The 23,709-nt window shown below is 69.3% G+C and carries 22 protein-coding genes and 1 pseudogene; 18 read left to right on the top strand and 5 right to left on the bottom strand.

Annotated elements, in window-relative coordinates; all coding sequences use genetic code 11:
• The first annotated feature begins 23 nt into the window (after positions 1–23).
• From arc to prcA, 6 genes and pseudogenes are all read left to right on the top strand, one after another.
• Positions 24–1,790: a proteasome ATPase gene (gene arc / locus ACZ4S3_RS16275; RefSeq protein ID WP_467933364.1), complete on the top strand. Its 1,767-nt coding sequence runs from the start codon at positions 24–26 to the stop codon at positions 1,788–1,790.
• A 277-nt stretch (positions 1,791–2,067) separates the two neighbouring features.
• Positions 2,068–3,579, top strand: a complete 1,512-nt coding sequence (dop, locus tag ACZ4S3_RS16280) for a depupylase/deamidase Dop (RefSeq protein ID WP_467933368.1) — start codon at positions 2,068–2,070, stop codon at positions 3,577–3,579.
• Positions 3,580–3,782: 203 nt separating this feature from the next.
• The gene (locus tag ACZ4S3_RS16285; RefSeq protein ID WP_363151457.1) at positions 3,783–4,001 is read left to right on the top strand and encodes a ubiquitin-like protein Pup; all 219 of its coding nucleotides are present in this window, start codon (positions 3,783–3,785) and stop codon (positions 3,999–4,001) included.
• Positions 4,002–4,037: 36 nt separating this feature from the next.
• Positions 4,038–4,379 (top strand): annotated as a pseudogene (locus ACZ4S3_RS16290) (endonuclease domain-containing protein); the annotation flags it as partial.
• A complete protein-coding gene (gene prcB / locus ACZ4S3_RS16295; RefSeq protein WP_467933372.1) occupies positions 4,331–5,176 on the top strand; it encodes a proteasome subunit beta in 846 nt (281 codons plus the stop codon). The pseudogene ACZ4S3_RS16290 and the gene prcB, both read left to right, overlap by 49 nt.
• Positions 5,177–5,268: 92 nt before the next feature.
• Positions 5,269–6,144, top strand: a complete 876-nt coding sequence (gene prcA / locus ACZ4S3_RS16300) for a proteasome subunit alpha (RefSeq protein WP_467933376.1) — start codon at positions 5,269–5,271, stop codon at positions 6,142–6,144.
• Between the two features lie 33 nt (positions 6,145–6,177).
• Here prcA and ACZ4S3_RS16305 read toward each other — a convergent pair whose 3' ends face one another.
• A complete protein-coding gene (locus ACZ4S3_RS16305; protein ID WP_467933380.1) occupies positions 6,178–7,302 on the bottom strand; it encodes a LacI family DNA-binding transcriptional regulator in 1,125 nt (374 codons plus the stop codon).
• A gap of 122 nt (positions 7,303–7,424) precedes the next feature.
• Between ACZ4S3_RS16305 and ACZ4S3_RS16310 the strand changes: the two genes are divergently transcribed.
• From ACZ4S3_RS16310 to tatC, 10 genes are all read left to right on the top strand, one after another.
• Positions 7,425–8,684: an MFS transporter gene (locus tag ACZ4S3_RS16310; protein ID WP_467933385.1), complete on the top strand. Its 1,260-nt coding sequence runs from the start codon at positions 7,425–7,427 to the stop codon at positions 8,682–8,684.
• Between the two features lie 9 nt (positions 8,685–8,693).
• A complete protein-coding gene (gene pafA / locus ACZ4S3_RS16315; RefSeq protein ID WP_393541284.1) occupies positions 8,694–10,055 on the top strand; it encodes a Pup--protein ligase in 1,362 nt (453 codons plus the stop codon).
• 168 nt (positions 10,056–10,223) lie between these two features.
• Positions 10,224–11,213, top strand: coding sequence for an FKBP-type peptidyl-prolyl cis-trans isomerase (locus ACZ4S3_RS16320; protein ID WP_467933393.1), 990 nt, complete (start codon positions 10,224–10,226; stop codon positions 11,211–11,213).
• A 151-nt stretch (positions 11,214–11,364) separates the two neighbouring features.
• On the top strand, positions 11,365–11,739 hold the full coding sequence (locus tag ACZ4S3_RS16325) for an FKBP-type peptidyl-prolyl cis-trans isomerase (RefSeq protein ID WP_467933397.1): 375 nt from the start codon (positions 11,365–11,367) through the stop codon (positions 11,737–11,739).
• A 117-nt stretch (positions 11,740–11,856) separates the two neighbouring features.
• Positions 11,857–12,825 (top strand): helix-turn-helix transcriptional regulator, encoded by a 969-nt coding sequence (locus tag ACZ4S3_RS16330; RefSeq protein WP_467933401.1) that lies wholly within the window; start codon positions 11,857–11,859, stop codon positions 12,823–12,825.
• Between the two features lie 16 nt (positions 12,826–12,841).
• A complete protein-coding gene (locus ACZ4S3_RS16335) occupies positions 12,842–13,792 on the top strand; it encodes a helix-turn-helix transcriptional regulator (protein WP_467933404.1) in 951 nt (316 codons plus the stop codon).
• A 60-nt stretch (positions 13,793–13,852) separates the two neighbouring features.
• Positions 13,853–14,113 carry a hypothetical protein gene (locus ACZ4S3_RS16340; protein WP_467933409.1) on the top strand — a complete coding sequence of 87 codons (261 nt, stop codon included), beginning with the start codon at positions 13,853–13,855 and terminating at the stop codon, positions 14,111–14,113.
• Between the two features lie 17 nt (positions 14,114–14,130).
• Complete coding sequence (locus ACZ4S3_RS16345; protein ID WP_467933414.1) at positions 14,131–14,331, top strand: hypothetical protein; 201 nt, start codon at positions 14,131–14,133, stop codon at positions 14,329–14,331.
• Positions 14,332–14,549: 218 nt separating this feature from the next.
• Complete coding sequence (tatA, locus tag ACZ4S3_RS16350; RefSeq protein ID WP_467933417.1) at positions 14,550–14,840, top strand: Sec-independent protein translocase subunit TatA; 291 nt, start codon at positions 14,550–14,552, stop codon at positions 14,838–14,840.
• 115 nt (positions 14,841–14,955) lie between these two features.
• Positions 14,956–15,870: a twin-arginine translocase subunit TatC gene (gene tatC, locus ACZ4S3_RS16355; protein ID WP_467933421.1), complete on the top strand. Its 915-nt coding sequence runs from the start codon at positions 14,956–14,958 to the stop codon at positions 15,868–15,870.
• 96 nt (positions 15,871–15,966) lie between these two features.
• On the opposite strand, the gene ACZ4S3_RS16360 is transcribed toward tatC, so the two are convergent.
• A complete protein-coding gene (locus tag ACZ4S3_RS16360) occupies positions 15,967–16,236 on the bottom strand; it encodes a hypothetical protein (protein ID WP_467933426.1) in 270 nt (89 codons plus the stop codon).
• Positions 16,237–16,474: 238 nt separating this feature from the next.
• Here ACZ4S3_RS16360 and ACZ4S3_RS16365 point away from each other — a divergent pair, with 238 nt between their 5' ends.
• On the top strand, positions 16,475–19,294 hold the full coding sequence (locus tag ACZ4S3_RS16365) for a DEAD/DEAH box helicase (RefSeq protein WP_467933431.1): 2,820 nt from the start codon (positions 16,475–16,477) through the stop codon (positions 19,292–19,294).
• A gap of 112 nt (positions 19,295–19,406) precedes the next feature.
• Here the strand turns inward: ACZ4S3_RS16365 and ACZ4S3_RS16370 are convergent, their stop codons facing one another.
• The gene (locus ACZ4S3_RS16370; RefSeq protein ID WP_467933433.1) at positions 19,407–20,555 is read right to left on the bottom strand and encodes an LLM class flavin-dependent oxidoreductase; all 1,149 of its coding nucleotides are present in this window, start codon (positions 20,553–20,555) and stop codon (positions 19,407–19,409) included.
• 393 nt (positions 20,556–20,948) lie between these two features.
• Between ACZ4S3_RS16370 and ACZ4S3_RS16375 the strand changes: the two genes are divergently transcribed.
• The gene (locus tag ACZ4S3_RS16375; protein WP_467933437.1) at positions 20,949–21,611 is read left to right on the top strand and encodes a MerR family transcriptional regulator; all 663 of its coding nucleotides are present in this window, start codon (positions 20,949–20,951) and stop codon (positions 21,609–21,611) included.
• A 51-nt stretch (positions 21,612–21,662) separates the two neighbouring features.
• On the opposite strand, the gene ACZ4S3_RS16380 is transcribed toward ACZ4S3_RS16375, so the two are convergent.
• Together ACZ4S3_RS16380 and ACZ4S3_RS16385 are read right to left on the bottom strand one after the other, a co-directional pair.
• Positions 21,663–22,520, bottom strand: a complete 858-nt coding sequence (locus ACZ4S3_RS16380; protein WP_467933441.1) for a siderophore-interacting protein — start codon at positions 22,518–22,520, stop codon at positions 21,663–21,665.
• Positions 22,521–22,630: 110 nt separating this feature from the next.
• A complete protein-coding gene (locus ACZ4S3_RS16385; RefSeq protein ID WP_467934227.1) occupies positions 22,631–23,545 on the bottom strand; it encodes a 5'-3' exonuclease in 915 nt (304 codons plus the stop codon).
• Between the last annotated feature and the right edge of the window lie 164 nt (positions 23,546–23,709).

A 23,709-nucleotide genomic window follows, 5' to 3' on the forward strand; every position in this document is an offset into this window, starting at 1 on the left:
GCTCCTTGGAGGAGGTGAGGACCGTGGCAGCCCACGACGACGACATCAACCGCGGCATCCGGCCGGGGCGAGGGTCTGAAGATCCAGCCGGCCAGGTTGCCTATCTTGAGCAGGAGATCGCCGTCCTGCGACGCAAGCTCGCCGACTCTCCGCGGCACACGAGGATTCTCGAAGAGCGGATCGTCGAGCTGCAGACCAACCTGGCCGGCGTTTCCGCCCAGAACGAGCGACTCGCCAATACTCTCCGCGAGGCCCGCGACCAGATCGTCGCGCTCAAGGAGGAAGTCGACCGGCTCGCGCAGCCCCCGGCCGGCTTCGGTGTCTTCCTGCAGGCGAACGAGGACGGCACGGCCGACATTTTCACCGGAGGCAGAAAACTCCGCGTCAATGTCAGCCCCAGCGTCGAGCTCGACGACCTCCGGCGCGGCCAGGAGGTCATGCTCAACGAAGCGCTCAATGTGGTCGAGGCCATGGAGTTCGAGAGCGCCGGCGACATCGTCACCCTCAAGGAAATCCTTGAGGACGGCGAGCGCGCCCTGGTCATCGGGCACACCGACGAGGAAAGGGTGGTGCGGCTCGCCGAGCCCCTGCTGGACATCACCATCCGCCCCGGCGACGCCCTGCTGCTCGAATCCCGCTCCGGCTACGTCTACGAAGTCATCCCGAAGAGCGAGGTCGAGGAACTCGTCCTCGAAGAGGTCCCGGACATCGACTACACCAAGATCGGCGGTCTGGGCGGCCAGATCGAACTGATCCGGGATGCGGTCGAGCTTCCGTACCTCTACCCCGACCTCTTCAAGGAGCACGAACTGCGCCCGCCCAAGGGCGTCTTGCTCTACGGCCCGCCCGGCTGCGGCAAGACACTCATCGCCAAGGCGGTCGCCAACTCCCTTGCCAAGAAGGTCGCCGAGGTGACCGGGCAGCCCGCGGGGAAGAGCTTCTTCCTCAACATCAAGGGCCCCGAGCTGCTCAACAAATACGTCGGTGAGACGGAGCGGCACATCCGGCTGGTCTTCCAGCGGGCCAGGGAAAAGGCCAGCGAGGGCACCCCCGTCATCGTCTTCTTCGACGAGATGGACTCCCTCTTCCGCACCCGGGGATCCGGCGTCAGCTCGGACGTGGAGAACACCATCGTCCCGCAGCTGCTCTCCGAGATCGACGGCGTGGAGGGCCTCGAGAACGTCATCGTGATCGGTGCCTCGAACCGCGAGGACATGATCGACCCGGCGATCCTGCGCCCCGGCCGCCTCGATGTGAAGATCAAGATCGAGCGTCCGGACGCGGAGGCGGCCAAGGACATCTTCTCGAAGTACCTCACGGCAAATCTCCCGCTGCACGCAGACGATCTCTCCGAGCACGGGGATTCCCGTACGGCCGCGGTCAGCGCGATGATCCAGTCGGTCGTCGAGCAGATGTACGCGGAATCCGAGGAAAATCGCTTCCTCGAGGTCACCTATGCCAATGGTGACAAGGAAGTCCTTTACTTCAAGGACTTCAACTCCGGAGCGATGATCGAGAATATCGTCGGACGTGCGAAGAAGATGGCCATCAAGGCTTTCCTCGAGCACAACCAAAAGGGCCTGCGGGTCTCCCATCTCCTCCAGGCATGCGTGGACGAGTTCAAGGAGAACGAGGACCTGCCCAACACCACCAACCCGGACGACTGGGCCCGGATCTCCGGCAAGAAGGGCGAGCGGATCGTCTACATCCGTACGCTGGTCACCGGAAAGCAGGGCGCCGACACCGGCCGCTCCATCGACACGGTGGCGAATACCGGCCAATACCTGTAACACCGCACTCCGGCTGCGGATGTCCTGCACGGGGCGTCCGCAGCCGGACGCTTTTCCGGGGCCGCACGGGCCGGCCCCCGTCAAGAGCGCGATGGACCAGGGAAAACCGGACTGGAGCAATGACTGTAATGATCTCCCCAGCGCCGCAAAGGCGTTCTAGGCTCTTCCATACCGCCGCGTCGCGCTGTGCGGGAGCGGGGAACGCATACGGACCGGAAGCGCAGCGGTACTTGAGCGCCGACCCCATCAGGGGGCGCCGCCGGGCAAGGAGGGCCGCATGACCGTACGGCGAGTAATGGGGATCGAGACGGAGTACGGGATCTCCGTCCCCGGCCACCCGAATGCCAATGCCATGCTCACCTCGTCCCAGGTGGTCAACGCCTACGCGGCCGCGATGCACCAGGAACGACGGGCTCGCTGGGACTTCGAGGAGGAGAACCCGCTGCGGGACGCCCGCGGCTTCGACCTCGCCCGCGAGACCGCCGACTCGAGCCAGCTCACCGACGAGGACATCGGCCTGGCCAATGTGATCCTCACCAACGGGGCCCGGCTCTACGTCGACCACGCCCACCCCGAATACAGCGCCCCGGAGGTCACCAACCCGCGTGACGCGGTCCTCTGGGACAAGGCCGGCGAACGGATCATGGCCGAGGCCGCCGAGCGGGCCGCCCAGGTCCCCGGGGCCCAGCCCATCCACCTCTACAAGAACAACACCGACAACAAGGGCGCGTCCTACGGCACGCACGAGAACTACCTGATGAAGCGGGAGACCCCCTTCTCGGACATCGTGCGCCATCTGACCCCGTTCTTCGTCTCCCGCCAGGTGGTCACCGGCGCCGGCCGGGTCGGTATCGGCCAGGACGGCCATCAGCACGGCTTCCAGCTCAGCCAGCGCGCCGACTACTTCGAGGTGGAGGTCGGGCTGGAGACGACCCTCAAGCGCCCGATCATCAACACTCGCGACGAGCCGCACGCGGATGCCGAGAAGTACCGCCGGCTGCACGTGATCATCGGCGATGCGAACCTCTCCGAGATCTCGACCTACCTCAAGCTCGGCACCACCGCGCTGGTCCTGTCCATGATCGAGGACGGCTTCATCGCCGTTGACCTGGCCGTCGACCAGCCCGTACGCACCCTCCACCACGTCTCGCACGACCCCACCCTGCAACACCTGATCACGCTCCGCAGCGGCCGCACGCTCACCGCCGTACAACTCCAGATGGAGTACTTCGAGCTGGCCCGCAAGTACGTCGAGGACCGCTACGGCGTGGATGCGGACGAGCAGACCAAGGACGTCCTGACCAGGTGGGAGGACGTGCTCGGGCGGTTGGAGAACGACCCGATGAGCCTGTCGGGCGAGCTGGACTGGGTCGCCAAGCGCGAGCTGATGGAGGGCTATCGCCGCCGCGACGGCCTCGACTGGGACGCGGCGCGGCTGCACCTCATCGACCTGCAGTACGCCGACGTCCGCGCCGAAAAGGGCCTGTACAACCGTCTGGCGGCCCGCGGCAAGATGAAGCGGCTGCTGGACGAGCCCGACGTCCAGCGGGCCCGGCTGAAGCCTCCGGAGGACACCAGGGCCTACTTCCGCGGCCGCTGCCTGGAGCAGTACGCCGATGACGTCGCGGCCGCCTCCTGGGACTCGGTCATCTTCGATCTCCCTGGCCGTGACTCCCTGCAACGGGTCCCCACGCTGGAGCCGCTGCGCGGAACCCGGAAGCACGTCAAGGAGCTCCTGGACCGCTGCCGCACGGCGGAGGACCTGGTGAGGACGCTTTCCGGTCGCTGACGTGCGGCGGGATCCGGCCGGATTCGTGGCGATCGACGGCTGATCCACGGCTGAAATGGCCGCGGTGCGGGAATCATCCAGAGGACTCCCGGACGTTGCACCAAGTGCGGGGCCGATGTCGGACCCTGCTTGTAGGGTCGGATCTTGAAGGTCACATCGAGCAAGGTCACATCGAGCGGGGCGAACCGAGCGGGGTGAGGGATATGGCGACCAAGGACAGCGGCGGCGGGCAGCAGAAGGCCACGCGTTCCACCGAAGAGGTCGAGGAGCAGACGCAGGACGCGCAGGCTTCGGAGGACCTTAAGGAACGCCAGGAGAAATTGTCGGACGACGTGGATTCCGTGCTGGACGAAATCGACGATGTGCTCGAGGAGAACGCCGAGGACTTCGTGCGGTCATTTGTTCAGAAAGGTGGCGAGTAGTCGCCAAATGTCCGTATTGCATCACGGGAGAAATACTCACGATGCAGACGGACATTGCAGGCGGATATCGTCGTCAGAGGTATTCGCCGGCAACAAATCCACGGCCGATGGACTGCGGGCGTACTGCCGGGAGTGCTCTGTGGAGTACTGCCGGCCGGCGCCCGGCGGCAAAGGGGTGAGCGCAGATGCGAACCCATGCATGTGGATCACGACCACCAGACGGGTAAGGTCCGAGGCGTACTGTGCTTCAGCTGCAACGCAGCCTTGGGTCAATTCAAGGATCGGCCGGACGTTTTGAGGCGGGCGGCCGAGTATCCGGAAGGAAACGTGTGGAAGCCAACACTCGAAGCACCGGGCGTCTGCCAGCAGCCTTCCTGACGCCTGGATCCTCCTCGTTCATGGACTTCCTCGGTGCGCACTCGCCCGATCTGCTGCCGGGCAACCGCCCGTTGCCGCCGGTGCAGGGAGCCATTGAGGCGCCGCACGGCACGACCATCGTGGCGGCGTCGTTCCCCGGTGGAGTGGTGCTCGCCGGCGACCGCCGGGCGACGATGGGCAACGTCATCGCGCAGCGCGACATCGAGAAGGTCTTCCCGGCCGACGAGTACTCCGCGGTCGGCATCGCCGGCACGGCCGGGCTCGCCGTCGAGATGGTCAAGCTGTTCCAGCTGGAGCTGGAGCACTTCGAGAAGGTGGAAGGCGCCCAACTCTCCCTGGAGGGCAAGGCGAACCGCCTGTCCACGATGATTCGCGGCAATCTCGGGATGGCCATGCAGGGCCTGGCGATCGTGCCGCTGTTCGCCGGCTGGGACGTCGACCGCGAGAAGGGCCGGATCTTCTCGTACGACGTCACCGGCGGGCGCTCCGAGGAGCACGGCTTCGCGTCGACGGGATCCGGTTCCGTCTTCGCCCGCGGTGCCCTCAAGAAGCTCTACCGCGACGATTTCACGGAGCATCAGGCCGCCACGGCCGTCGTTCAGGCGCTGTACGACGCGGCGGACGACGACTCGGCGACGGGCGGGCCCGATCTGGCCCGGCGGATCTATCCGATCGTGACGGTGATCACCGAGGACGGCTTCAAGAGGCTGACCGAGGCCGAGGTGTCGGAGATCGCCCGTGCCATTCATGAGCGCCGCCTCGAACAGCCCGACGGCCCGCGCGCCGCGCTGCTCTGATGGGACGGATGTTCCGGAAGGCCTTCCCGGATCACGCCGGGGAAGCCCCCACGCCAGTGAGAGAGCCATTGACAGAAAGGGACGGATAGCCGGTGTCGACGCCGTTCTATGTCTCACCCCAGCAGGCCATGGCAGATCGCGCCGAGTACGCCCGCAAGGGCATCGCGCGCGGCCGCAGCGTCGTGGTGCTGCAGTACACCGACGGCGTGGTCTTCGTCGCCGAGAATCCCTCCCGCGCCCTGCACAAGGTCAGCGAGATCTATGACCGCATCGCCTTTGCAGCGGTGGGCAAATACAACGAATTCGAGAATCTGCGGATCGGTGGCGTGCGCTACGCCGATCTGCGGGGTTACACATACGACCGCGCGGATGTGACCGCGCGCGGGCTGGCGAACGTCTATGCCCAGACGCTCGGCACGATCTTCTCCAGCGCCGCGGAGAAGCCGTACGAGGTCGAGCTGATCGTCGCCGAGGTCGGCAACGCCCCGGAGGACGACCAGATCTACCGGCTGCCGCACGACGGCTCGATCGTGGACGAGCACGGCTCGGTCGCGGTGGGCGGCAACGCCGACCAGATCAGCAGCTACCTCGACCAGCATCACCGCGAGGGCATGACGCTGGGCGAGGCGCTGAAGCTGGCCGTCGATTCGCTCTCGCGGGACACCAACGGCGGTGAGCGCACGCTGACCGCCGAGCATCTCGAGGTCGCGACGCTGGACCGTACGCGGCCGCAGCAGCGGAAGTTCAAGCGGATCCTGGGGCGTCAGTTGTCCCGGCTGCTGGACGAGCACCGTGCCGCGGACGGTGCGAAGCCGGCGGCGGACGACGACGCGGACACGGAGGGTGACGCGGCCGCAGGCGGGGCCGCCGAGACCTCCGGGAAGGACGCCAAGTCCGGTAAGCGGGATTCCGGTTCGGATTCCGGCGAGGGCGCGGAAGGCTCCGAGGGGTCGTCGGCCGGCTCGTAGGTCCGGGCGACACGCTCTGCGCGCCCCGGTGGGTCATCGCCCGCCGGGGCGTGCGCTGTTGTGGGCGGCGGCCGGCGGTGGGGCGGTGGAGCCGCGGGTGATCAGCTCCACCGGCAGTACGGGGGCCGGCACCCGGCCGCCGTCGAGTACGGCCATCAGGGCCCGCATCCCGGCCTCGCCGAACTCTTCGGCGGGCAGCCGTACGGTCGTCAGCTCCGGTTCGACCGCCACCGCGAGGGCCAGGTCGTCGAAACCGGTGACGGAGATGTCTTCGGGGATCCGCAGGCCCAAGCGCCGTACGGCCTTGCAGGCGCCGGCGGCGATGATGTCGTCGTCGCACAGCAGGGCTGTGGGGCGGGGGCCGGGGGCGGTGAGCGCGGCGTGTGCGGCATGCAGTCCGGCGTCGACGGCGAGGGCGGAGGGCCGGCGGTGCAGCACCGCGCCGGGAACGTCGGCGAGCGCCTCGGTGACGGCGCGGGCGCGCAGGGCGAACGTCCAGGAGTCCACGTCGGCCGCGAGGTGGGTGATGCGGCGGTGGCCGAGGCTGGTGAGGTGGGTCGCCAACTGGCGTGCGCCGTCGGCGATATCGAGGTTGACGGTGGCGGTGGCGCGGCTGTCGCCGGGGTCGCTGTCGAGCATCACCAACGGCAGTCCGGCGTCGCGCAGCGCGGTGAGGGCGCCGGCGGCCATGGAGGAGGCGATCACGCCGTCGAGGGTGGCCGCGGCGGAGTCGAAGGGGTCGCGCGCGGGGCCGATGCCTTCGGGGGAGGGGTAGAGCACCACGCCGAAGCCGTGGTCGGCGGCGACGCGGGCCGCGCCGGTGTAGACGCGGGCGAAGAATTCGGTGGTGAGGGCGGGGACGACGAGCAGCGCGGTGCGGGTGCGGCCCATGCGCAGGCTGCGGGCGGCGAGGTTGGGGCGGTAGCCGAGCTCGCGGGCGGCGGTGCGGACCGCTTCGGCCTTGGTGGGGGAGACCCGGCCGCGCCATTTGTCCCCGAGGACGAGGGAGACGGCGGCCTGCGAGACCCCGGCGGCCCGTGCGACGTCCCGGCTGGTGGCGCGGGCCGCGGCGGGGAGCCTGCCAGGGGGCGCGGCGCCGGCCGCTCCGGTGGAGCCGGTGCTCGCGCCCGGGGGTGTCGTGGCCTCGTGGCTGGTCACCGGGTGTGTCACTCCTTGCGTTCGGCCACTGCGGGGTGGACCGCGGGTTGCCGTCATGGTACGTATAACGGCGAAGGTTATACGTAACACCTCCGGGTCGGTCCGGACGGAAAGGGGCAGGGATGGCCGCGGGATATGCGGAGCTGCTGAGAACCCGGCATGCGGCCCGGCTGCTGGCCGGGACCCTGGTCGGCAGGCTGCCGAACGCCACCGCCGCGCTGGCCGTGGTCCTGTTCGTACGCGCCGAGGGTGGCAGCTATGCCCTGGCCGGTGTGCTCTCCGCGGTCTACGGCGTCTGCACGGCGATCGGCCAGCCGCTGCTCGGCCGTGCCGTGGACCTTTACGGCCAGCCGCGGGTGATGCTGCCCGCCTCGGTGCTCTCCGCCCTGGGGATGGCGCTGCTCGCCCTCGTCGGCCTGGATGTGCTGTGGCTCGCCGGTGCCGCCATGGTGATCGCCGGTTTCTTCACCCCGCCCCTGGAGGGCGGCCTGCGCGCCCTGTGGCCCGGCGTCCTCGAACGCCCGGACCGGGTGCATGCCGCGTATGCGCTGGACGCGGTGGCGCAGGAAGTCATGTTCGCGGTGGGGCCGTTGCTGGTGACGCTGTGCGTGGCGGCCTGGTCGGCGGGGGCGGCGCTGCTGGTGATCAATCTGATCGGGGTGCTCGGCGCGCTGTCCGTCGTCGTCTCCGAGCCGTCCCGTCAGTGGCGCAGCGGGCCGCGCGAGGCGCACTGGCTGGGCGCGTTGCGCTCCGCCGGCCTGCTCGTCCTGATCGGTGCGTTCTTCTTCGTCGGGCTGGCGCTCGGGTCGATAGGGGTGGCGGCGGTGGCGTACGCCGACGAGCACGGCGGGGGGATGGTCTCCAGCTATCTGCTCTCCGCGCTCGGTGTCGGGGCGCTGGCCGGTGGCATCGTCTACGGCGCCCGCGAGTGGCCGGGGCGGCCGGAGAGCCGGCTGCGGCTGCTCATCGGGTTTCTGGCGCTGGGGTATCTGCCGCTGGCGCTGGCTCCGGGTGTGGTCGGCATGACGGCGCTGACCGGTGTCGCCGGTGTGTTCCTGGCGCCCGCGCTGGCCTGTGCGTTCGTGGTGGTGGACCGGCATGCGCCCAAGGGCACGGTGACGGAGGCGTTTTCGTGGCTGGTGACGACGTTCGGTGTCGGATCGGCGGTGGGGGCCTCGGTGGCGGGGCCCGCGGTGGAGGGCGGCGGTTCGGCGGCCGGTTTCGCGGTGGCGGGTGCCGGGGGAATCGCGGCGCTGCTCGTCCTTTTGTCGACGAAGCGATTTCTGGGGGATCCGGTGCAGCGTACGGCGGGTGCGGCCCCGGCGGAAAATGATCGAAACGGGGCCGTCGAACCCGGTTTCAGAGCAGGCCATCAGGCGTAATGTTCAGTCATGGACCGCCGCATTTTCGGGCTGGAGAACGAGTACGGCGTCACGTGCACGTTCAGGGGACAGCGCCGACTGTCACCTGACGAAGTGGCGCGGTACCTCTTCCGCCGTGTTGTGTCATGGGGCCGCAGCAGCAATGTCTTCCTGCGGAACGGCGCCCGCCTGTACTTGGACGTGGGATCGCATCCGGAATACGCAACTCCCGAGTGCGACAACGTGACCGAGCTGGTCACCCACGACAAGGCCGGTGAGCGCATTCTCGAGGGCCTGCTCGTCGATGCCGAACGCCGCCTGCACGAGGAGGGAATCGCGGGCGACGTCTATCTCTTCAAGAACAACACCGATTCGGCGGGAAACTCCTACGGCTGCCACGAGAACTATCTCGTCGCGCGCCATGGTGAGTTCTCCCGGCTCGCGGACATCCTCATTCCGTTCCTCGTCACCCGTCAGCTGCTGTGCGGCGCGGGCAAGGTGCTGCAGACCCCGCGCGGCGCCGTTTACTGCGTCAGCCAGCGCGCGGAGCACATCTGGGAGGGCGTCTCCTCGGCGACGACCCGCTCCCGGCCGATCATCAACACCCGCGACGAGCCGCATGCGGACGCCGAGCGCTACCGCCGGCTGCATGTCATCGTCGGCGACTCCAACATGTCCGAGACGACCATGCTGCTCAAGGTCGGCGCCACCGATCTCGTCCTGCGCATGATCGAGGCGGGCACGGTCATGCGCGATCTGACGCTGGAGAACCCGATCCGCGCCATCCGTGAGGTCAGCCATGACATCACCGGCCAGCGCAAGGTGCGCCTCGCCAGCGGGCGGGAGGCCTCGGCGCTCGAGGTGCAGCAGGAGTACTACGAAAAGGCCGTCGACTTCTGTGAGCGGCGCGGAATCCGTACGGGTACCGTCGAGCAGGTTCTGGAGCTGTGGGGCCGCACCCTGGAGGCAATCCGCGACCAGGAGCTGGACCGTATTTCCACCGAGATCGACTGGGTGATGAAACATCAGCTCATCGAGCGGTATCGCACAAAGAACAACATCACCATGTCCCACCCACGAGTGGCGCAGATAGACCTCGCGTATCACGACATCCACCGCCGCCGGGGGCTTTACTACCTCCTGGAGCGGAAGGGACAAGCGGCGCGGATCTGCAACGACTTGAAGATCTTCGAGGGCAAGTCGGTGCCGCCGCAGACCACCCGCGCCAGGCTGCGCGGCGATTTCATCCGGCGGGCTCAGGAACAGCGCCGTGATTTCACCGTCGACTGGGTGCATCTCAAGCTCAATGACCAGGCGCAGCGCACGGTCCTGTGCAAGGACCCGTTCCGTTCGGTGGACGACAGAGTGGAGAAGCTGATCGCCGGGATGTAAACGGCGCGGAAATACGGCAGGGTGCCGGGAGCGGGTTCGCTCCCGGCACCCTGCCGTGTGCGGACTTGCTGTGTACGGACTTGCTGTGTTGCGCAGGGAAACGCGCACAGGGACAGGTCGTAGAGTGGCGGACATTGCCCACCCACCCCCCGAGCCCGAGTTGGACTGATGAACCTCACGAAGAACACCCGTCGTGCCGCCGTCGCCGCGCTGGCCGTGCCCATCATGCTGTTCGCCGCCGCCTGCGGCTCGGACAACGGCAGCGGCTCATCGGACGCAGCCGTGGTCAAGGTGGACGGCAAGGCGGGCTCGCAGCCCAAGATCAGCGTGCCGAAGGGCGCCAAGCCCGCCGACAAGGCCGTTACCAAGACCCTCATCGAGGGCAAGGGCGCGGTCGTCAAAAAGGGTGATGTGGTCCGGCTGGACTTCTCGGCGCAGTCGATGAAGGGCCAGAACCTGGGCAGCAGCTGGGCGCCGCAGCCGGGCGCCAAGCCGGGTGGGCCGCGGACCCAGGTCGTCAGCGAGGTCACCGACCAGATGACCCAGCAGACGCTGCCGCAGAAGGTGATGGCGGCGGTGGCCGGGCAGAAGGTCGGCAGCCGCTTCGAGGTCGAGGGCACCGCCAAGGCGCTGATCGGTGAGGGCCTGAACCCGCAGTCCGGCATCAAGCCGGGGGACGGCCTGGTGTGGGTCGTCGATGTGGTCGGCGCGAAGAAGGTGGACAAGAAGGCGAAGGCCGAGGGCACGCAGGCGGCGCCGGAGAGCGGCATGCCCGAGGTGAAGGCCGAGGGCGACAAGGCCGCGACGATCACCGTCCCCAAGGGGGAGAAGGCTCCCAAGGACCTCAAGCAGCAGGTCCTGATCAAGGGCAAGGGCCCCGAGGTGAAGGCCGGGGACGGGCTGATCGCGCAGTACACCGGTGTGAAGTGGGAGGACGGCAAGAAATTCGACTCGTCCTGGGATCACGGCGGCGCGGCGGCGTTCCAGATCGGCACCGGCCAGGTCGTCAAGGGCTGGGACCAGGCGCTGGTCGGCAAGCACGTCGGTGACCGGGTGGAGATCGTGATTCCGCCGAAGCTGGCCTACGGCGCGAGCCCGCAGCACGAGCTGGCCAAGAACACCCTGGTCTTTTCGGTCGACATCGTCGGCACGGTCTGAGCCGGACGGTCTGGGCCGGACGGTCCGAGCCGGCACCGGCCGCAGCGGCCGCAGCGGCCGGGTCCGAGCGGGCCCGGCCCGAGCGGCAAGTCCGGCAAGATCTGCAAGACTGGCGCCGTAATCGTAAAGATTCGTAAGTAGGAGCACATTCGTGAGCATCGACAAGCCCGAGATCGACTTCCCCGAGGGCCCGGCGCCCACCGAGCTCGAGATCGTTGACCTGTGGGAGGGTGACGGGGCGGTCGCCAAGGCCGGGGCCTTCGTCAAGGTCCACTACGTCGGCGTCGCCTTCAGCACCGGCGAGGAGTTCGACGCGAGCTGGAACCGCGGCAACCCGCTGGAGTTCCAGCTCGGTGCCGGCCAGGTCATCTCCGGCTGGGACCAGGGTGTGCAGGGCATGAAGGTCGGCGGCCGTCGCCGGCTGACCATCCCCGCGCACCTCGCGTACGGCGACCGTGGCGCCGGCGGCGGCCGCATCGCCCCCGGCGAGACGCTGATCTTCGTCTGCGACCTGATCTCCGTCTGAGACCGCGTCCGACGCACACCAGGGGCCCGTGCCATCCGTGGCACGGGCCCTCGGCTTTGCCCGGAGCACCCCGAGCGGTACGGTCAGCGCTCGGGAGTTCCACGAGAGAGGGCGTCGATGGCCATTGCGAAGGCCGAGCGGCTGATGAACCTGGCGCTGTGCCTGCTGGGGACGCGACGCCCGCTGACCAAGCGCGAACTCAGGTCGTCCATCGAGGCCTATATCGAGGCCAACAGTGATGACTCCTTCAACCGCATGTTCGAGCGGGACAAGGACGATCTGCGCGAGCTGGGCCTGGTCATCGAGACCGTGGACGCCATCGACGGTGAGGTCGGCTATCTGGCCCGCCGCGACAGCAACCGCCTCCCGCCGATCACCCTGGACGCCGAGGAGGCCGCGGCCCTGGGGCTCGCCGCCAAGATCTGGCAGCAGGCGCGGCTGGCCGGGGCCGCCAGCGGTGCGCTGCAGAAGCTGCGGGCGGCCGGTATGCCGCTGGCCGAAGACGGTGAGGACTACGACGCCGGGCAGCCGCACAGTGCCCTCGAGCCCCGTATCCCGGCCCATGAAGCCGCCTTCGAACCGCTGATGCTGGCCTGCCGCGACCGCCGCCCGGTGGTCTTCGACTACCGCAAGGGCAACGCCGCCCACCCCGAGCAGCGTCAGGTCGAACCCTGGATCCTCGAGTGCTGGCGCGGCCACTGGTACGTGGCGGGCTGGGACCGCGGGCGTCAGGCCGAGCGGGTCTTCCGGCTCTCCCGGATCACCGGCAAGGTCCGTTCCCGGCAAGGGGCGTTCACCGCTCCGGTGCCCGATCACGTCACCGTACGGGAGACGGTCGAGAGCTGGGCCGGGGAGACCGCGACCGGCACCGCCCGGATCAAGCTCCGCGCCGACCACGGCTATCCGCTGCGGTCCCGCGCGCTCACCGTCAGGGACCTGGGTGACGGCTGGGACGAGCTGGAGATCCCCAACGGGCACGGACTCGACGCCTGGCTGGTGGAGTTCGGACCCGATGTCGTGGTGCTGGAGCCGGCCGAACTGCGGGCCGATGTCATCGACCGGCTGCGCGCCGTGGCCAAGGGCTGAGAGGGATACGTAACCCATGGCGACGAATGCGATCGACCAGACCCGCCGGATGCTGTCCTTGGTGACCTACCTGCGCGAGCGCCCCGGCGCCCGCGTCGGCGATGTCGCCCGCGCCTTCGGCATCTCCGAGGACGAGCTGATCGCCGACCTGGACGTCCTGCCCATGTGCGGTACGAGCTTCCGCGGCGGCGATCTCCTGGACATCGACACCGACGGCGACCGCATCTGGTGGCACAACCCCGACGATGTGGCCGAGCCGCTGCGGCTGGCGGCCGACGAGGCCACCGCGCTGCTGGTCGCGGCCCGCGCCGTGGCCACCTTGCCCGGTCTGCGGGAGGGCGACCGGCAGGCGCTGCTGCGCGCCACCGCCAAGCTGGAGGCGGCGGCCGGCGAGGCGGCCGGCGCCAGCGCCCGGCTGTCGGTGACCTTCGAGTCCGAGGGCGGCGTGTTCGCCGACGTCGACCGCGCCATCGCCGAGCGGCGCCGGCTGTGGCTGCGCTACTACTCCCCGGCCCGCGACGAGCTGACCGAGCGCGAGGTCGACCCGATCCGCCTCTTCGCCGTCGGCCACACCTATGTAGAGGCCTGGTGCCGGCTCTCGGAGGCGCGGCGGACCTTCCGTCTCGACCGGGTCGCCGAGATCAAGCTGCTGGACGCGCCCGCCGACCCGCCGCCCATCGAGCTGCGCGATCTGTCGGAGGGACTGGTCCAGCCCGCGGCCGAGGACCCCGAGGTGTCCGTCGAGGTCGGGCCCGGCGGCCGTTGGGTCGCCGAGTACTACCCGCACGACAGCGCCGAGGAGCTCCCCGACGGCGGGCTGCGCATCACCCTGCGGACGCCCGACCCGGCGTCGCTGCGGCGCCTGGCGCTGCGGCTGGGCCGGGACGGGCGGATCGTGGCGCCGCAGGCGCTCGCCGACAGCGCGCGGCGGGCGGCGACCGCGGCGCTCGCGGCGTACGGCGAGTGAGCGCGGCGTAGCGGTCGCCGTAAGGGCCCAGCGATATCCGTATGGAGGAGGCAGCGAAGGATGACGACCACGATGGCGGGCACCACCATGGCGACCACGACCGCTCCGGTGCTCTTCAAGGCGGCCTGTCCGGACTGCCGGGGCCGCTTCGAACTGGCCTCGGACGCCTTCCGGCTGGCCATCGGCGCCAGCCGCCGTACCACCTTCTACTCCTTCACCTGCCCCGACTGCGGCCGCGCGGTGCGCCGGCCGGCCGGTGAGCGGATCGTCGAGCTGCTCACCGGCGGCGGGGTACGCACCCTGCGGCTGCACACGGGCTGACAGATAGGCTCGCCCCCATGCTCTGGCCCATGATCGCTGTTGCCCTCGGCTTCCTGGGGATCGCCGTGCTCGGCATCCTCGCCGTCCGTGTCTTCGTCGAGGTGGGGCGGCTCGCCCGGCAGGTCGGCGCGGCGTCGGCGCGGATCCAGCGGGCCGCCGAGGACCTTGAGCGGGCGGCGACGCCGCTGGCGTCCTCCCTGGATCTGACGAAGAAGTGACGCCGGGCGGGCGGGCCTGACCTGCCGTTCCCCGTGGGCGGTACGCTGTTGCACAGGGCCGATGGTCGAGGCGCGGCCCCGCAACCGGGAGTGCGCACAGGGGTTGCCCCGTATTCACCCGTGAGCGCTACGATCGCTGCAAGTACGGCGGGCGGACGGATGTCCGGCCAAGTCAGATAGTTCCATCCCCAGCCGCCTCGGTGAGAAGGTAAATACTTATGTTCGGTGGCAAGATCGGCACAATGGAGCTCGTCCTCATCGTTGTCGTCCTTCTTCTTCTGTTCGGCGCGAAGAAGCTTCCCGACATGGCCCGCTCGCTGGGCAAGTCCGCCCGCATTCTCAAGAGCGAGGCGAAGGCGATGAAGTCCGAGGCTTCGCAGAAGCAGGAAGCTCCCGCCGACCCGCCGGCCGATGAGTCGCAGGCCGAGCGCAAGACCATCAAGGCCGCTCCGGGCGATGCGACCAGCGCGCGGCCGGTCGCCGATCCCGAGCACACCGCGCAGCGCTGACCGAGGGCTTGACCGTGGCGGCGGCCGGGCCGCCGCATGTGGCATGAGATGAGGACGAGGGTTGCGCAAGTCTGCCCCTGAAACGCGCGCGAAGGAGAAGGACCCCGAGGGGCGTATGCCGCTCGTGGAGCATCTGCGTGAGCTGCGCAACCGGCTGGCCAAGGGCGTGCTGGCCATCGTCATCGCGACGGTCGTGGCGGCGTTCTTCTACGAAGCGCTGATCAATTTCTTCACCAAGCCGGTGCTCCATTCGGTCGGCTGTCATGCGCTCTTCACCGACGTCGCGAAGCTGGACCAGGGTAAGACCTGCGCCAACATCGTGATGATGGACCTGCTCGGGCCGTTCACCCTCGCCCTGAAGGTGTCCTTGGTGGCGGGCGTCGTCCTGTCCTCGCCGATCTGGCTCTACCAGCTGTGGGCTTTTCTCGCGCCCGGTCTGCACCGGCATGAGAAGCGCTACGCGATGAGCTTTGTCGCCGCCGGATTCCCGCTGTTCGCGTGCGGCGCCTATTTCGCGTACTGGACGCTGCCGACCACGGCGAAGGTGCTGATCAGCTTCACCCCGAAGGGCGTCGGCAACCTCCTGCCGCTGGACAAGCTGCTGGACCTGATCACCCGCATGGTGATCGTCTTCGGGCTGTCCTTCGAACTGCCGCTGCTACTGGTCATGCTGAACTTCGCCGGGATCATCACCGGCAAGCGGATGCTGGGCTGGTGGCGGGCGATGGTCATGGGCATCACGGTCTTCTCCGCCATCGCGACGCCCAGTACGGACCCGCTCACCATGCTCGCGCTGGCCGTGCCCATCGCGCTGCTCTACTTCGTCGCGGTCGGCGTCGCGCTCTCCAACGACCTGCGCCGCAAGCGCCGGCAAGACTCCGGGCCCGCCGACGACGAGGCCTCCGAACTGGATCTGACGCCCGAGGACATCGGCGAGCTGGAGCCGGTGGCCGGGCCCGCCGCACTGACCGAGGGCAGGAACGCCGACGGCGGCGACCGCGGCCGCAGCGGCTACGACGACGTCACCTGACGCCGCGGCACGCAGGACGTAGGAAACGACAAGGAGGCGGGGAGCCCGAGGGCTCCCCGCCTCCTTTGCCGTGCGGCGGGCGCGGTGGTCAGGCCGTCAGCACTTCTTCAGGCCCTGCAGGGAGCCGGTGCCGCGGTAGTACAGGCTCTTGTTCGGCTTGATCGTGTGGCAGCTGCTGTCCGGCCACCAGCGCTCGGCTGTCTTCACGCGGATCGACGACTTGCAGCCGTTGTGGATGTTCACCGCGTTCTTGCTCAGGTACCACGTCGCGCTGACGCACTTGCCGAACTCCGAGCTCGCAGCGGCCGCCGGGCCGGCCGTGGCCATCGGGATCCCCACCGCGGTCACGGCGAGCGCCGCGGTCACCGTTGCTGCCTTGAACTTGTTCGTCGTTCCCCTTCGTCGCGGGGGCGCACGCCCCCTCCCATCCCGCCCGCGGTACGCGCGAAATGATCTTGATGAGTACAGGCAGACCGTTATGGGTGATCGAAACGGGTTTCGGCTGGTCCGATGGGTTCGGGGGTTTCGGCCGTCCACCGGTCGGTAAAGGGGCCTGATAAAGATCCGGTCGTTGTCAGAGGTGGCCGGTAGGCTCGTAAGCACGATGACCGAGGACATGTCCCCTGCTGAGCGCTATGCCGCCGCCAAGCTCCGGGCGGCCGAGCAGGCCACCGCACTCACCCCTTTCCGAGAGATGTACGACTTCGATCTGGACGCGTTCCAGATCGAGGCGTGCAAGGCCCTGGAGGCCGGCAAGGGGGTGCTGGTCGCGGCCCCGACCGGATCCGGCAAGACGATCGTCGGCGAATTCGCCGTCCACCTGGCCCTGGAGCAGGGCCGTAAATGCTTCTACACCACCCCGATCAAGGCGCTGTCCAACCAGAAGTACCAGGACCTGGTCAAGCGTTACGGGGCCGACAAGGTCGGCCTGCTGACCGGCGACAACAGCGTCAACTCCGAGGCGCCGGTGATCGTGATGACCACCGAAGTGCTGCGGAACATGCTCTATTCCGGCTCGCAGTCCCTGATAGGCCTCGGCCATGTGGTCATGGACGAGGTGCATTACCTCTCCGACCGCTTCCGGGGCGCCGTCTGGGAAGAGGTGATCATCCATCTTCCCGATTCGGTGACGCTGGTGTCGCTGTCGGCCACGGTCTCCAACGCCGAGGAGTTCGGCGACTGGCTGGACACGGTCCGCGGTGACACCGAAGTGATCGTCGCCGAGCACCGGCCGGTGCCGCTGTGGCAGCACGTCCTGGCGGGCCGGCGGATGTACGACCTGTTCGAGGAGCGGGACGGCGGCCAGGGCGGGGGGCGTCGCGAGGTCAACCCCGACCTGGAGCGGCTGGCCCGGATGGAGAACAGCCGGCCGACGTTCGGCCGGGACAAGCGGCGCGCCCGCACCATGCGCGAGGCGGACCGCGAGCGCGAGCGGCGCCAGCGCAGCCGGATCTGGACGCCCAGCCGGCCCGAGGTGATCGACCGCCTCGACAACGAAGGCCTGTTGCCCGCGATCACCTTCATCTTCAGCCGCGCCGGCTGTGAGGCGGCCGTCCAGCAGTGCCTGGCGTCGGGCCTGCGGCTCAACGACCAGGAAGGCCGCGAGCGGGTCCGCCGCATCGTGGAGGCGCGTACGGCCGGCATCCCGGACGACGACCTCCATGTGCTGGGCTACTTCGAGTGGCTGGAGGGCCTGGAGCGCGGCATCGCGGCGCACCACGCGGGCATGCTGCCGACGTTCAAGGAGGTCGTCGAGGAGCTGTTCGTCCAGGGGCTGGTCAAGGCCGTCTTCGCGACCGAGACCCTGGCCCTGGGCATCAACATGCCCGCACGGTCGGTGGTGTTGGAGAAGCTGGTGAAGTGGAACGGCGAACAGCACGCCGACATCACGCCCGGCGAATACACCCAGCTGACCGGCCGCGCCGGGCGCCGCGGCATCGACGTCGAGGGCCACGCCGTGGTGCTGTGGCAGCGCGGCATGAACCCCGGCGCGCTGGCCGGCCTGGCCGGGACGCGTACGTACCCGCTGCGGTCCTCCTTCAAGCCGTCGTACAACATGGCGGTCAACCTCGTCTCGCAGTTCGGCAGGCACCGTTCGCGGGAGCTGCTGGAGATGTCCTTCGCGCAGTTCCAGGCCGACAAATCGGTGGTCGGGATCTCCCGCCAGGTGCAGAAGAACGAGGAAGGGCTGGAGGGTTATCACGAGTCGATGACCTGCCATCTCGGTGACTTCGAGGAATACTCCCGGCTGCGGCGGGAGTTGAAGGACCGTGAGACGGAGCTCGCCAAGCAGGGCGCGGCGCAGCGGCGGGTGTCGGCCGCGGCCGCGCTGGAGAAGCTGAAGCCGGGCGATGTCATCCATGTGCCGACGGGCAAGTACGCGGGTCTCGCGCTGGTGCTGGACCCCGGTATGCCCTCGGGCCGTACGGACCGGCACCGCGGTTTCGAGGCCCAGGACGGCCCGCGGCCGCTGGTGCTGACCGCCGAGCGGCAGGTCAAGCGGCTGGCGTCGATCGACTTCCCGGTGCCGGTCACGGCGCTGGACCGGATGCGGATCCCCAAGTCCTTCAACGCCCGCAGCCCGCAGTCGCGCCGCGATCTGGCGTCCGCGCTGCGCACCAAGGCGGGGCATCTCGTACCGTCCCGGCACCGCAAGCCGCGCGCGGAGGCCGCCGACGACCGCGAGATCGCCCGGCTGCGTACGGAAATCCGCGCGCATCCCTGCCACGGCTGCGCCGAGCGCGAGGACCACGCCCGCTGGGCCGAGCGCTACCACCGGCTCAAGCGCGACACCCGCCAGCTGGAGCGCCGGATCGAGGGCCGGACGAACACCATCGCCCGCACCTTCGACCGGATCTGCGCGCTGCTGACCGAGCTGGACTACCTCGAGGACGACACCGTCACGGAGGAAGGCCGGCGGCTGGCCCGGCTCTACGGCGAGCTGGATCTGCTGGCCAGCGAATGCCTGCGGGACGGCGTCTGGGAGGGGCTCGGCCCGGCGGAGCTGGCGGCCTGCGCCTCGGCGCTGGTGTACGAGGCACGGCAGGCGGACGACGCGGTGGCCCCCAAGCTGCCGTCCGGCAAGGCCAGGGACGCGCTGGCGGAGATGGTGCGGATCTGGGGGCGGCTGGATGCCCTGGAGGAGGACCACAAGATCAATCAGGCGGAGGGCGTCGGCCAGCGCGAGCCGGACCTCGGCTTCGCCTGGGCCGCGTACCGCTGGGCGTCGGGCTTCGGTCTCGACGAGGTGCTCCGGGAGGCGGAGATGCCGGCCGGTGACTTCGTGCGCTGGTGCAAGCAGCTGATCGATGTCCTCGGCCAGATCGCGGCGGCGGCCCCGGCCGGCGGCTCGGTGGCGCGTACGGCCCGTAAGGCGGTCGATGGCGTGCTGCGGGGCGTGGTGGCGTATTCGTCGGTCGGCTGAGCCGCAAGGAGCGATGAGGTGAGCGCCCGCCCCCTGGCCGAGGGGGCGGGCGCCGTCACGTTCTCCGGGCGGTCGGCTACAAAGCCGGCTGCCAAACCGGCTACAAAACCCGCTACGAAACCGGCGACGCCACCGGCTGAACCGCCGACCGCTCCGCCGTCCGTTCCGCCGCCCGCTCCGCGTCCCGCTTGGCGACCTCCTCGCGGACGATCGGGATCACATACCTGCCGAAGTCGATCGCGTCGTCCAGCAGGTCGTAGCCGCGGGCGGAGAGGATGTCCACGCCCAGGTCGTAATAGTCCAGCAGCGCCTGCGCGACGGTCTCCGGGGTGCCGACCAGAGCGGTGGAGTTGCCCGCGCCGCCGGTTTCCGCGGCGGTCGGGGTCCACAGCGCCCGGTCGTGCCGCTCGCCGGCGGCGGCCACCGCGAGCAGCCGCTGGGAGCCGGCGTTCTGCGGATTCTTCAGCCCCTGATGGCGGTTGAGCGGCGCGCCCGCCTTGCGGGCCCGGATCCGCGCCAGGGTGTGGTGCGCCTTCTCCCAGGCCAGTTCCTCGGTGGGCGCGAGAATCGGCCGGAAAGCGACCTGGATGCGCGGCACATCGCTGCGGCCCGCCGCCTGCGCCGCCGCCTTGACCGAGGCGATCTGCTCGGCGGTCTGGGCCAGCGGCTCGCCCCACAGGCAGTAGATGTCCGCCTCGGCGCCGCCGGCCGCGTACGCCGCTGCCGACGAGCCGCCGAACGACACCTGCGGATGCGGCTGTTGCACCGGGAAGGTGTCCGAGACGAAGTCATGGAAGCGGTAGTGGGTCCCCTCGTGGTCGAAGGGCTCATGGCTGGTCCAGATCTTCTTCACGATGCGGATGTATTCGCGGGTGCGGGCGTAGCGCTCGTCCTTGCCGAGCGTGTCGCCCTCGCGGCCCTGCTCGTGGTCGTTGCCGCCGGTGATGAAGTGCACGGCGAGCCGGCCGTCGCTGATCCGGTCCAGTGTGGCGAAGGTCTTCGCGGCGAACGTCGGATAGGAGACGTTGGGGCGGTGCGCCACCAGGAGCTGCAGGGTTTCGGTGCGGGCGGCGATATAGGCGGCGGCCGGGGACGGATCGGGGGAGCCGGAACCGTACGCGAACAGCACCCGGTCCCAGCCGTATTCCTCGTGGGCGCGGGCCAGCTTGAGCGTGTAGTCCTTGTCGAAGGATGCGCCGGAGCGGGGGGTGACTTCGGATCCGTCGTGGGTTGCGGCTATGCCGAGGAACTCGACAGGCATGGGATGGCCTCGTCTTCTCGTAGATCATGCGGGGCATGCGGGCCCGGGAGGGCGGCATGCGGGCGTACGGAACTGCCGTACGGGGGTGGTGCGCTACGGAGAAGTCAGCGGCAACAGGAGGCCGACCACACCCGGCCGAAGTCGATGTGGTCGCGGGTGACCAGCCGCTGCTGAGGACGCATGGGCTCAGTGGAACAAAGAGATGTATGCGCCGTCAACCAATTCTTTCGGCGGGGGAGTTGGCGCGGGATGCCGCCTTGTACGCGCTGCGCGACGAGGGCGGCGCACCGTTGCCTGCCGCCGAGCTCATGAGGGGCGGATCCCTCCGGTGTGCTCGCTGGATAGCCCGGCTATCTATCATGGCTGGTGAACCAGGCGAGGAAAGGGCGGCGGATGCGCATCGGGGAACTGAGCCGGCAGACGGGTGTGCCGGTCCCGACGATCAAGTACTACGTGCGGGAGGGACTGCTTCCCGCGGGCCGGCTGACCAGCCCCAATCAGGCGAGCTACGACGACATACACATCCGCAGGCTCCGGCTGATCCGGGGGCTGATGGACGTCGGCGGGCTGTCCGTCTCGGTCGTGGGCGAGGTGCTGGCCGTCGTCGACTCGCCCGAGGAGTCGGTGCACAAGGTGCTGGGCGCGGCCCAGGAGGCCATCACCCCGCCGTCCGTGGGGGAGCCGGCGGGCCTGGACGGGGCGCGGCGTGCGGTCGCGGAGCTGCTGCGCCGCCGTGGCTGGCGGGTCGACCCGGACCATGTGTCCGCCGAGGCGCTGGCCGTCGCGCTGGCCACCTTCCGCGGCATCGGGCACGGCGCCTTCGAGGAGGTGCTGGACGACTACGCCGAGGCGTGTGAGCGCATCGCCGCCGCCGATCTGGCGTTCGTGGGGCGCAATGCGGAGGTCGACACCCTGGTGGAGAGCGTGGTGGTGGGGACCGTGCTGGGCGATGCGGTGCTCAGCGCGATGCGGCGGCTGGCGCATGTGGACGGCTCGGCGCGGCGCTACGACGAGGGCGCCCGTGCCGGGTCCGGGGGAGCGGACCCGGAGCACTAAGGCCTGTCCGGTGGATCAGGGTCGGACAGGCCAGGCGCCCTCGGCAGTGGTTCAGGAGGCCGTGGCCGGTGCGGATTCCTGTTCCGCCTCCACCCGCTGGTTCCAGTCGCGCTTGGACGCCTGCCAGCCGTCCTCGTCGTGGCCGGCGCGCCAGTAGCCGGAGATGGACAGGTCCTCGCGGGGGATGTCGCGCTCGATGCGGAGCAGGCGGCGCAGCTCCTTCACGAAACCGGCCTCGCCGTGGACGAACGCCTGGACCCGGCCGGTCGGGAACTCCCACTCCCTTACGGCGGCGACCAGTTCACGGCCCACCGGGGCGCCGCCGCGGTGGAGCCAGGTGATCTTGGCGCCCGCCGGGGCATCGAGTTCCTGGCGCTCCTCGGGGCCCGCCACCTCGATGAAGGCGTGCACCGGTACGCCCGCAGGCATCCGGGCGAGTGAGGCGGCGATGGCCGGCAGCGCGCTCTCGTCGCCCGCCAGCAGATGCCACTCGGCGTCGGCGGCCGGGACGTAGGCGCCGCCGGGGCCGAGGAAGGAGATCTCGTCGCCCGGCTTCGCCGCGGCCGCCCACGGGCCGGCCAGTCCCTCGTCGCCGTGCACCACGAAGTCCAGGGCCAGCTCGCGGGCCGCGGCGTCCCAGGAACGCACGGTGTACGTACGGGTTCTGGGCCACTGGTCGCGGGGGAGGTCGGCGCGGATCCGGGCCATGTCGAACGGCTCGGGGTAGCTGACCTCGGGCAGCGGGAAGACCAACTTGACGTAGTGGTCGGTGTATTCGCCCGCCGCGAAGTGCGCCAGGCCGTCGCCGCCCAGCACCACGCGCACCATGTGCGGGGTCAGCTGCTCGGTGCGCACCACGTGGCTGCGGTGTAGTGCGGGCTGTTTACGGGCGGGACGTTCTGCTGCCACGGCATTCCCCTGACGTGATCGCCGGATGGTGGAACCTGCTCAGACACTGCTCGCACATGGCCTGGTTCGGACATGACCCATGGTTTCTTAGGTATGCCTAACCTAACAGGTTACCGGTGCAGGGTGGTGAGCAATCGCTGCAAGGATCCGCCCAGGCCCCACTGCGCCGCGAGCGCTTCCAGGCGCTCGGGGTCGGCCGGTTCGGCGGGCAGGGTGTGATCGACGTCGGGCACCGGGGCGTCGGTGGCCACGCGGACGACCTTCGGCGCGACCTCGACGTACGGGCGCGCCTCGGTCAGCCGCTTGCGCTGCGCCGGCGTCAGTTTCGAGGCCGGGTCGTCGGCGGCGGCCATGATGCCCGCCAGATCGCCGTAAGCGGCCAGCAGCTTGGCGGCGGTCTTCTCGCCGATCCCCGGTACGCCGGGCAGACCGTCGCTGGGGTCGCCGCGCAGCAGCGCCAGATCGGCGTAGCCGGAGCCGTCCACGCCGTACTTCTCCCGCAGCAGCGCCCCGTCGGTGATCTGGAGCGTGCCGACGCCCTTGAGGGGATACAGGATGCGGATGCCGCGCTCGTCGTCGACCAGCTGGAAGAGGTCGCGGTCGCCGGTGACGATGTCGACCGGGCCCTTGGCCTGCGCCGTCAGGGTGCCGATGATGTCGTCGGCCTCGTAGCCCGCGGCGCCGATACGGGCGATGCCGAGCGCGTCCAGGACCTCCTCGATGACCGGAACCTGCGGGGAGAGGGTGTCGGGAACCTCTTCCTCGTCGGGCTCCGCGGACCCTGCCGGGGCCTCCTCGGCGACTCGGTGGGCCTTGTACGAGGGAATCAGGTCGACCCGCCACTGGGGCCGCCAGTCGAAGTCCATACAGGCGACCAGATCGTCGGGGTGGTGGTCCTGGACGAGCCGGGCGATGAAGTCCAGCAGCCCGCGCACCGCATTGACCGGGGTGCCGTCCGGGGATTTGACCGATTCCGGTACCCCGAAATAGGCGCGGAAGTAGAGAGAAGCGGTGTCGAGGAGCATCAGGCGTCGAGTCACACCCCGCATGATGCCGTATGCCCCATACGTCGCACGGATGTGATGTAGAACACCGTCTTGTTTGCGCCCCATAAAGAAGGGCAGGCGCGCAGCCGGAGCGAACCCGGTAGCGAATTCCACTATTCCAGCCGGTAACGGCGGGCCGAACC

The sequence above is a fragment of the Streptomyces sp. NPDC028368 genome (assembly GCF_055565615.1).

What these genes read in the sequence shown, in the direction of transcription:
- dop (WP_467933368.1), top strand. Translation starts at nt 2,068, where the DNA reads ATGACCGTACGGCGAGTAATGGGGATCGAGACGGAGTACGGGATCTCC.
- ACZ4S3_RS16285 (WP_363151457.1), top strand. Translation starts at nt 3,783, where the DNA reads ATGGCGACCAAGGACAGCGGCGGCGGGCAGCAGAAGGCCACGCGTTCC.
- ACZ4S3_RS16310 (WP_467933385.1), top strand. Translation starts at nt 7,425, where the DNA reads ATGGCCGCGGGATATGCGGAGCTGCTGAGAACCCGGCATGCGGCCCGG.
- pafA (WP_393541284.1), top strand. Translation starts at nt 8,694, where the DNA reads ATGGACCGCCGCATTTTCGGGCTGGAGAACGAGTACGGCGTCACGTGC.
- ACZ4S3_RS16320 (WP_467933393.1), top strand. Translation starts at nt 10,224, where the DNA reads ATGAACCTCACGAAGAACACCCGTCGTGCCGCCGTCGCCGCGCTGGCC.
- ACZ4S3_RS16330 (WP_467933401.1), top strand. Translation starts at nt 11,857, where the DNA reads ATGGCCATTGCGAAGGCCGAGCGGCTGATGAACCTGGCGCTGTGCCTG.
- ACZ4S3_RS16335 (WP_467933404.1), top strand. Translation starts at nt 12,842, where the DNA reads ATGGCGACGAATGCGATCGACCAGACCCGCCGGATGCTGTCCTTGGTG.
- ACZ4S3_RS16340 (WP_467933409.1), top strand. Translation starts at nt 13,853, where the DNA reads ATGACGACCACGATGGCGGGCACCACCATGGCGACCACGACCGCTCCG.
- ACZ4S3_RS16345 (WP_467933414.1), top strand. Translation starts at nt 14,131, where the DNA reads ATGCTCTGGCCCATGATCGCTGTTGCCCTCGGCTTCCTGGGGATCGCC.
- tatA (WP_467933417.1), top strand. Translation starts at nt 14,550, where the DNA reads ATGTTCGGTGGCAAGATCGGCACAATGGAGCTCGTCCTCATCGTTGTC.
- tatC (WP_467933421.1), top strand. Translation starts at nt 14,956, where the DNA reads ATGCCGCTCGTGGAGCATCTGCGTGAGCTGCGCAACCGGCTGGCCAAG.
- ACZ4S3_RS16365 (WP_467933431.1), top strand. Translation starts at nt 16,475, where the DNA reads ATGACCGAGGACATGTCCCCTGCTGAGCGCTATGCCGCCGCCAAGCTC.
- ACZ4S3_RS16370 (WP_467933433.1), bottom strand. Translation starts at nt 20,555, where the DNA reads ATGCCTGTCGAGTTCCTCGGCATAGCCGCAACCCACGACGGATCCGAA.
- ACZ4S3_RS16375 (WP_467933437.1), top strand. Translation starts at nt 20,949, where the DNA reads ATGCGCATCGGGGAACTGAGCCGGCAGACGGGTGTGCCGGTCCCGACG.
- ACZ4S3_RS16385 (WP_467934227.1), bottom strand. Translation starts at nt 23,545, where the DNA reads ATGCTCCTCGACACCGCTTCTCTCTACTTCCGCGCCTATTTCGGGGTA.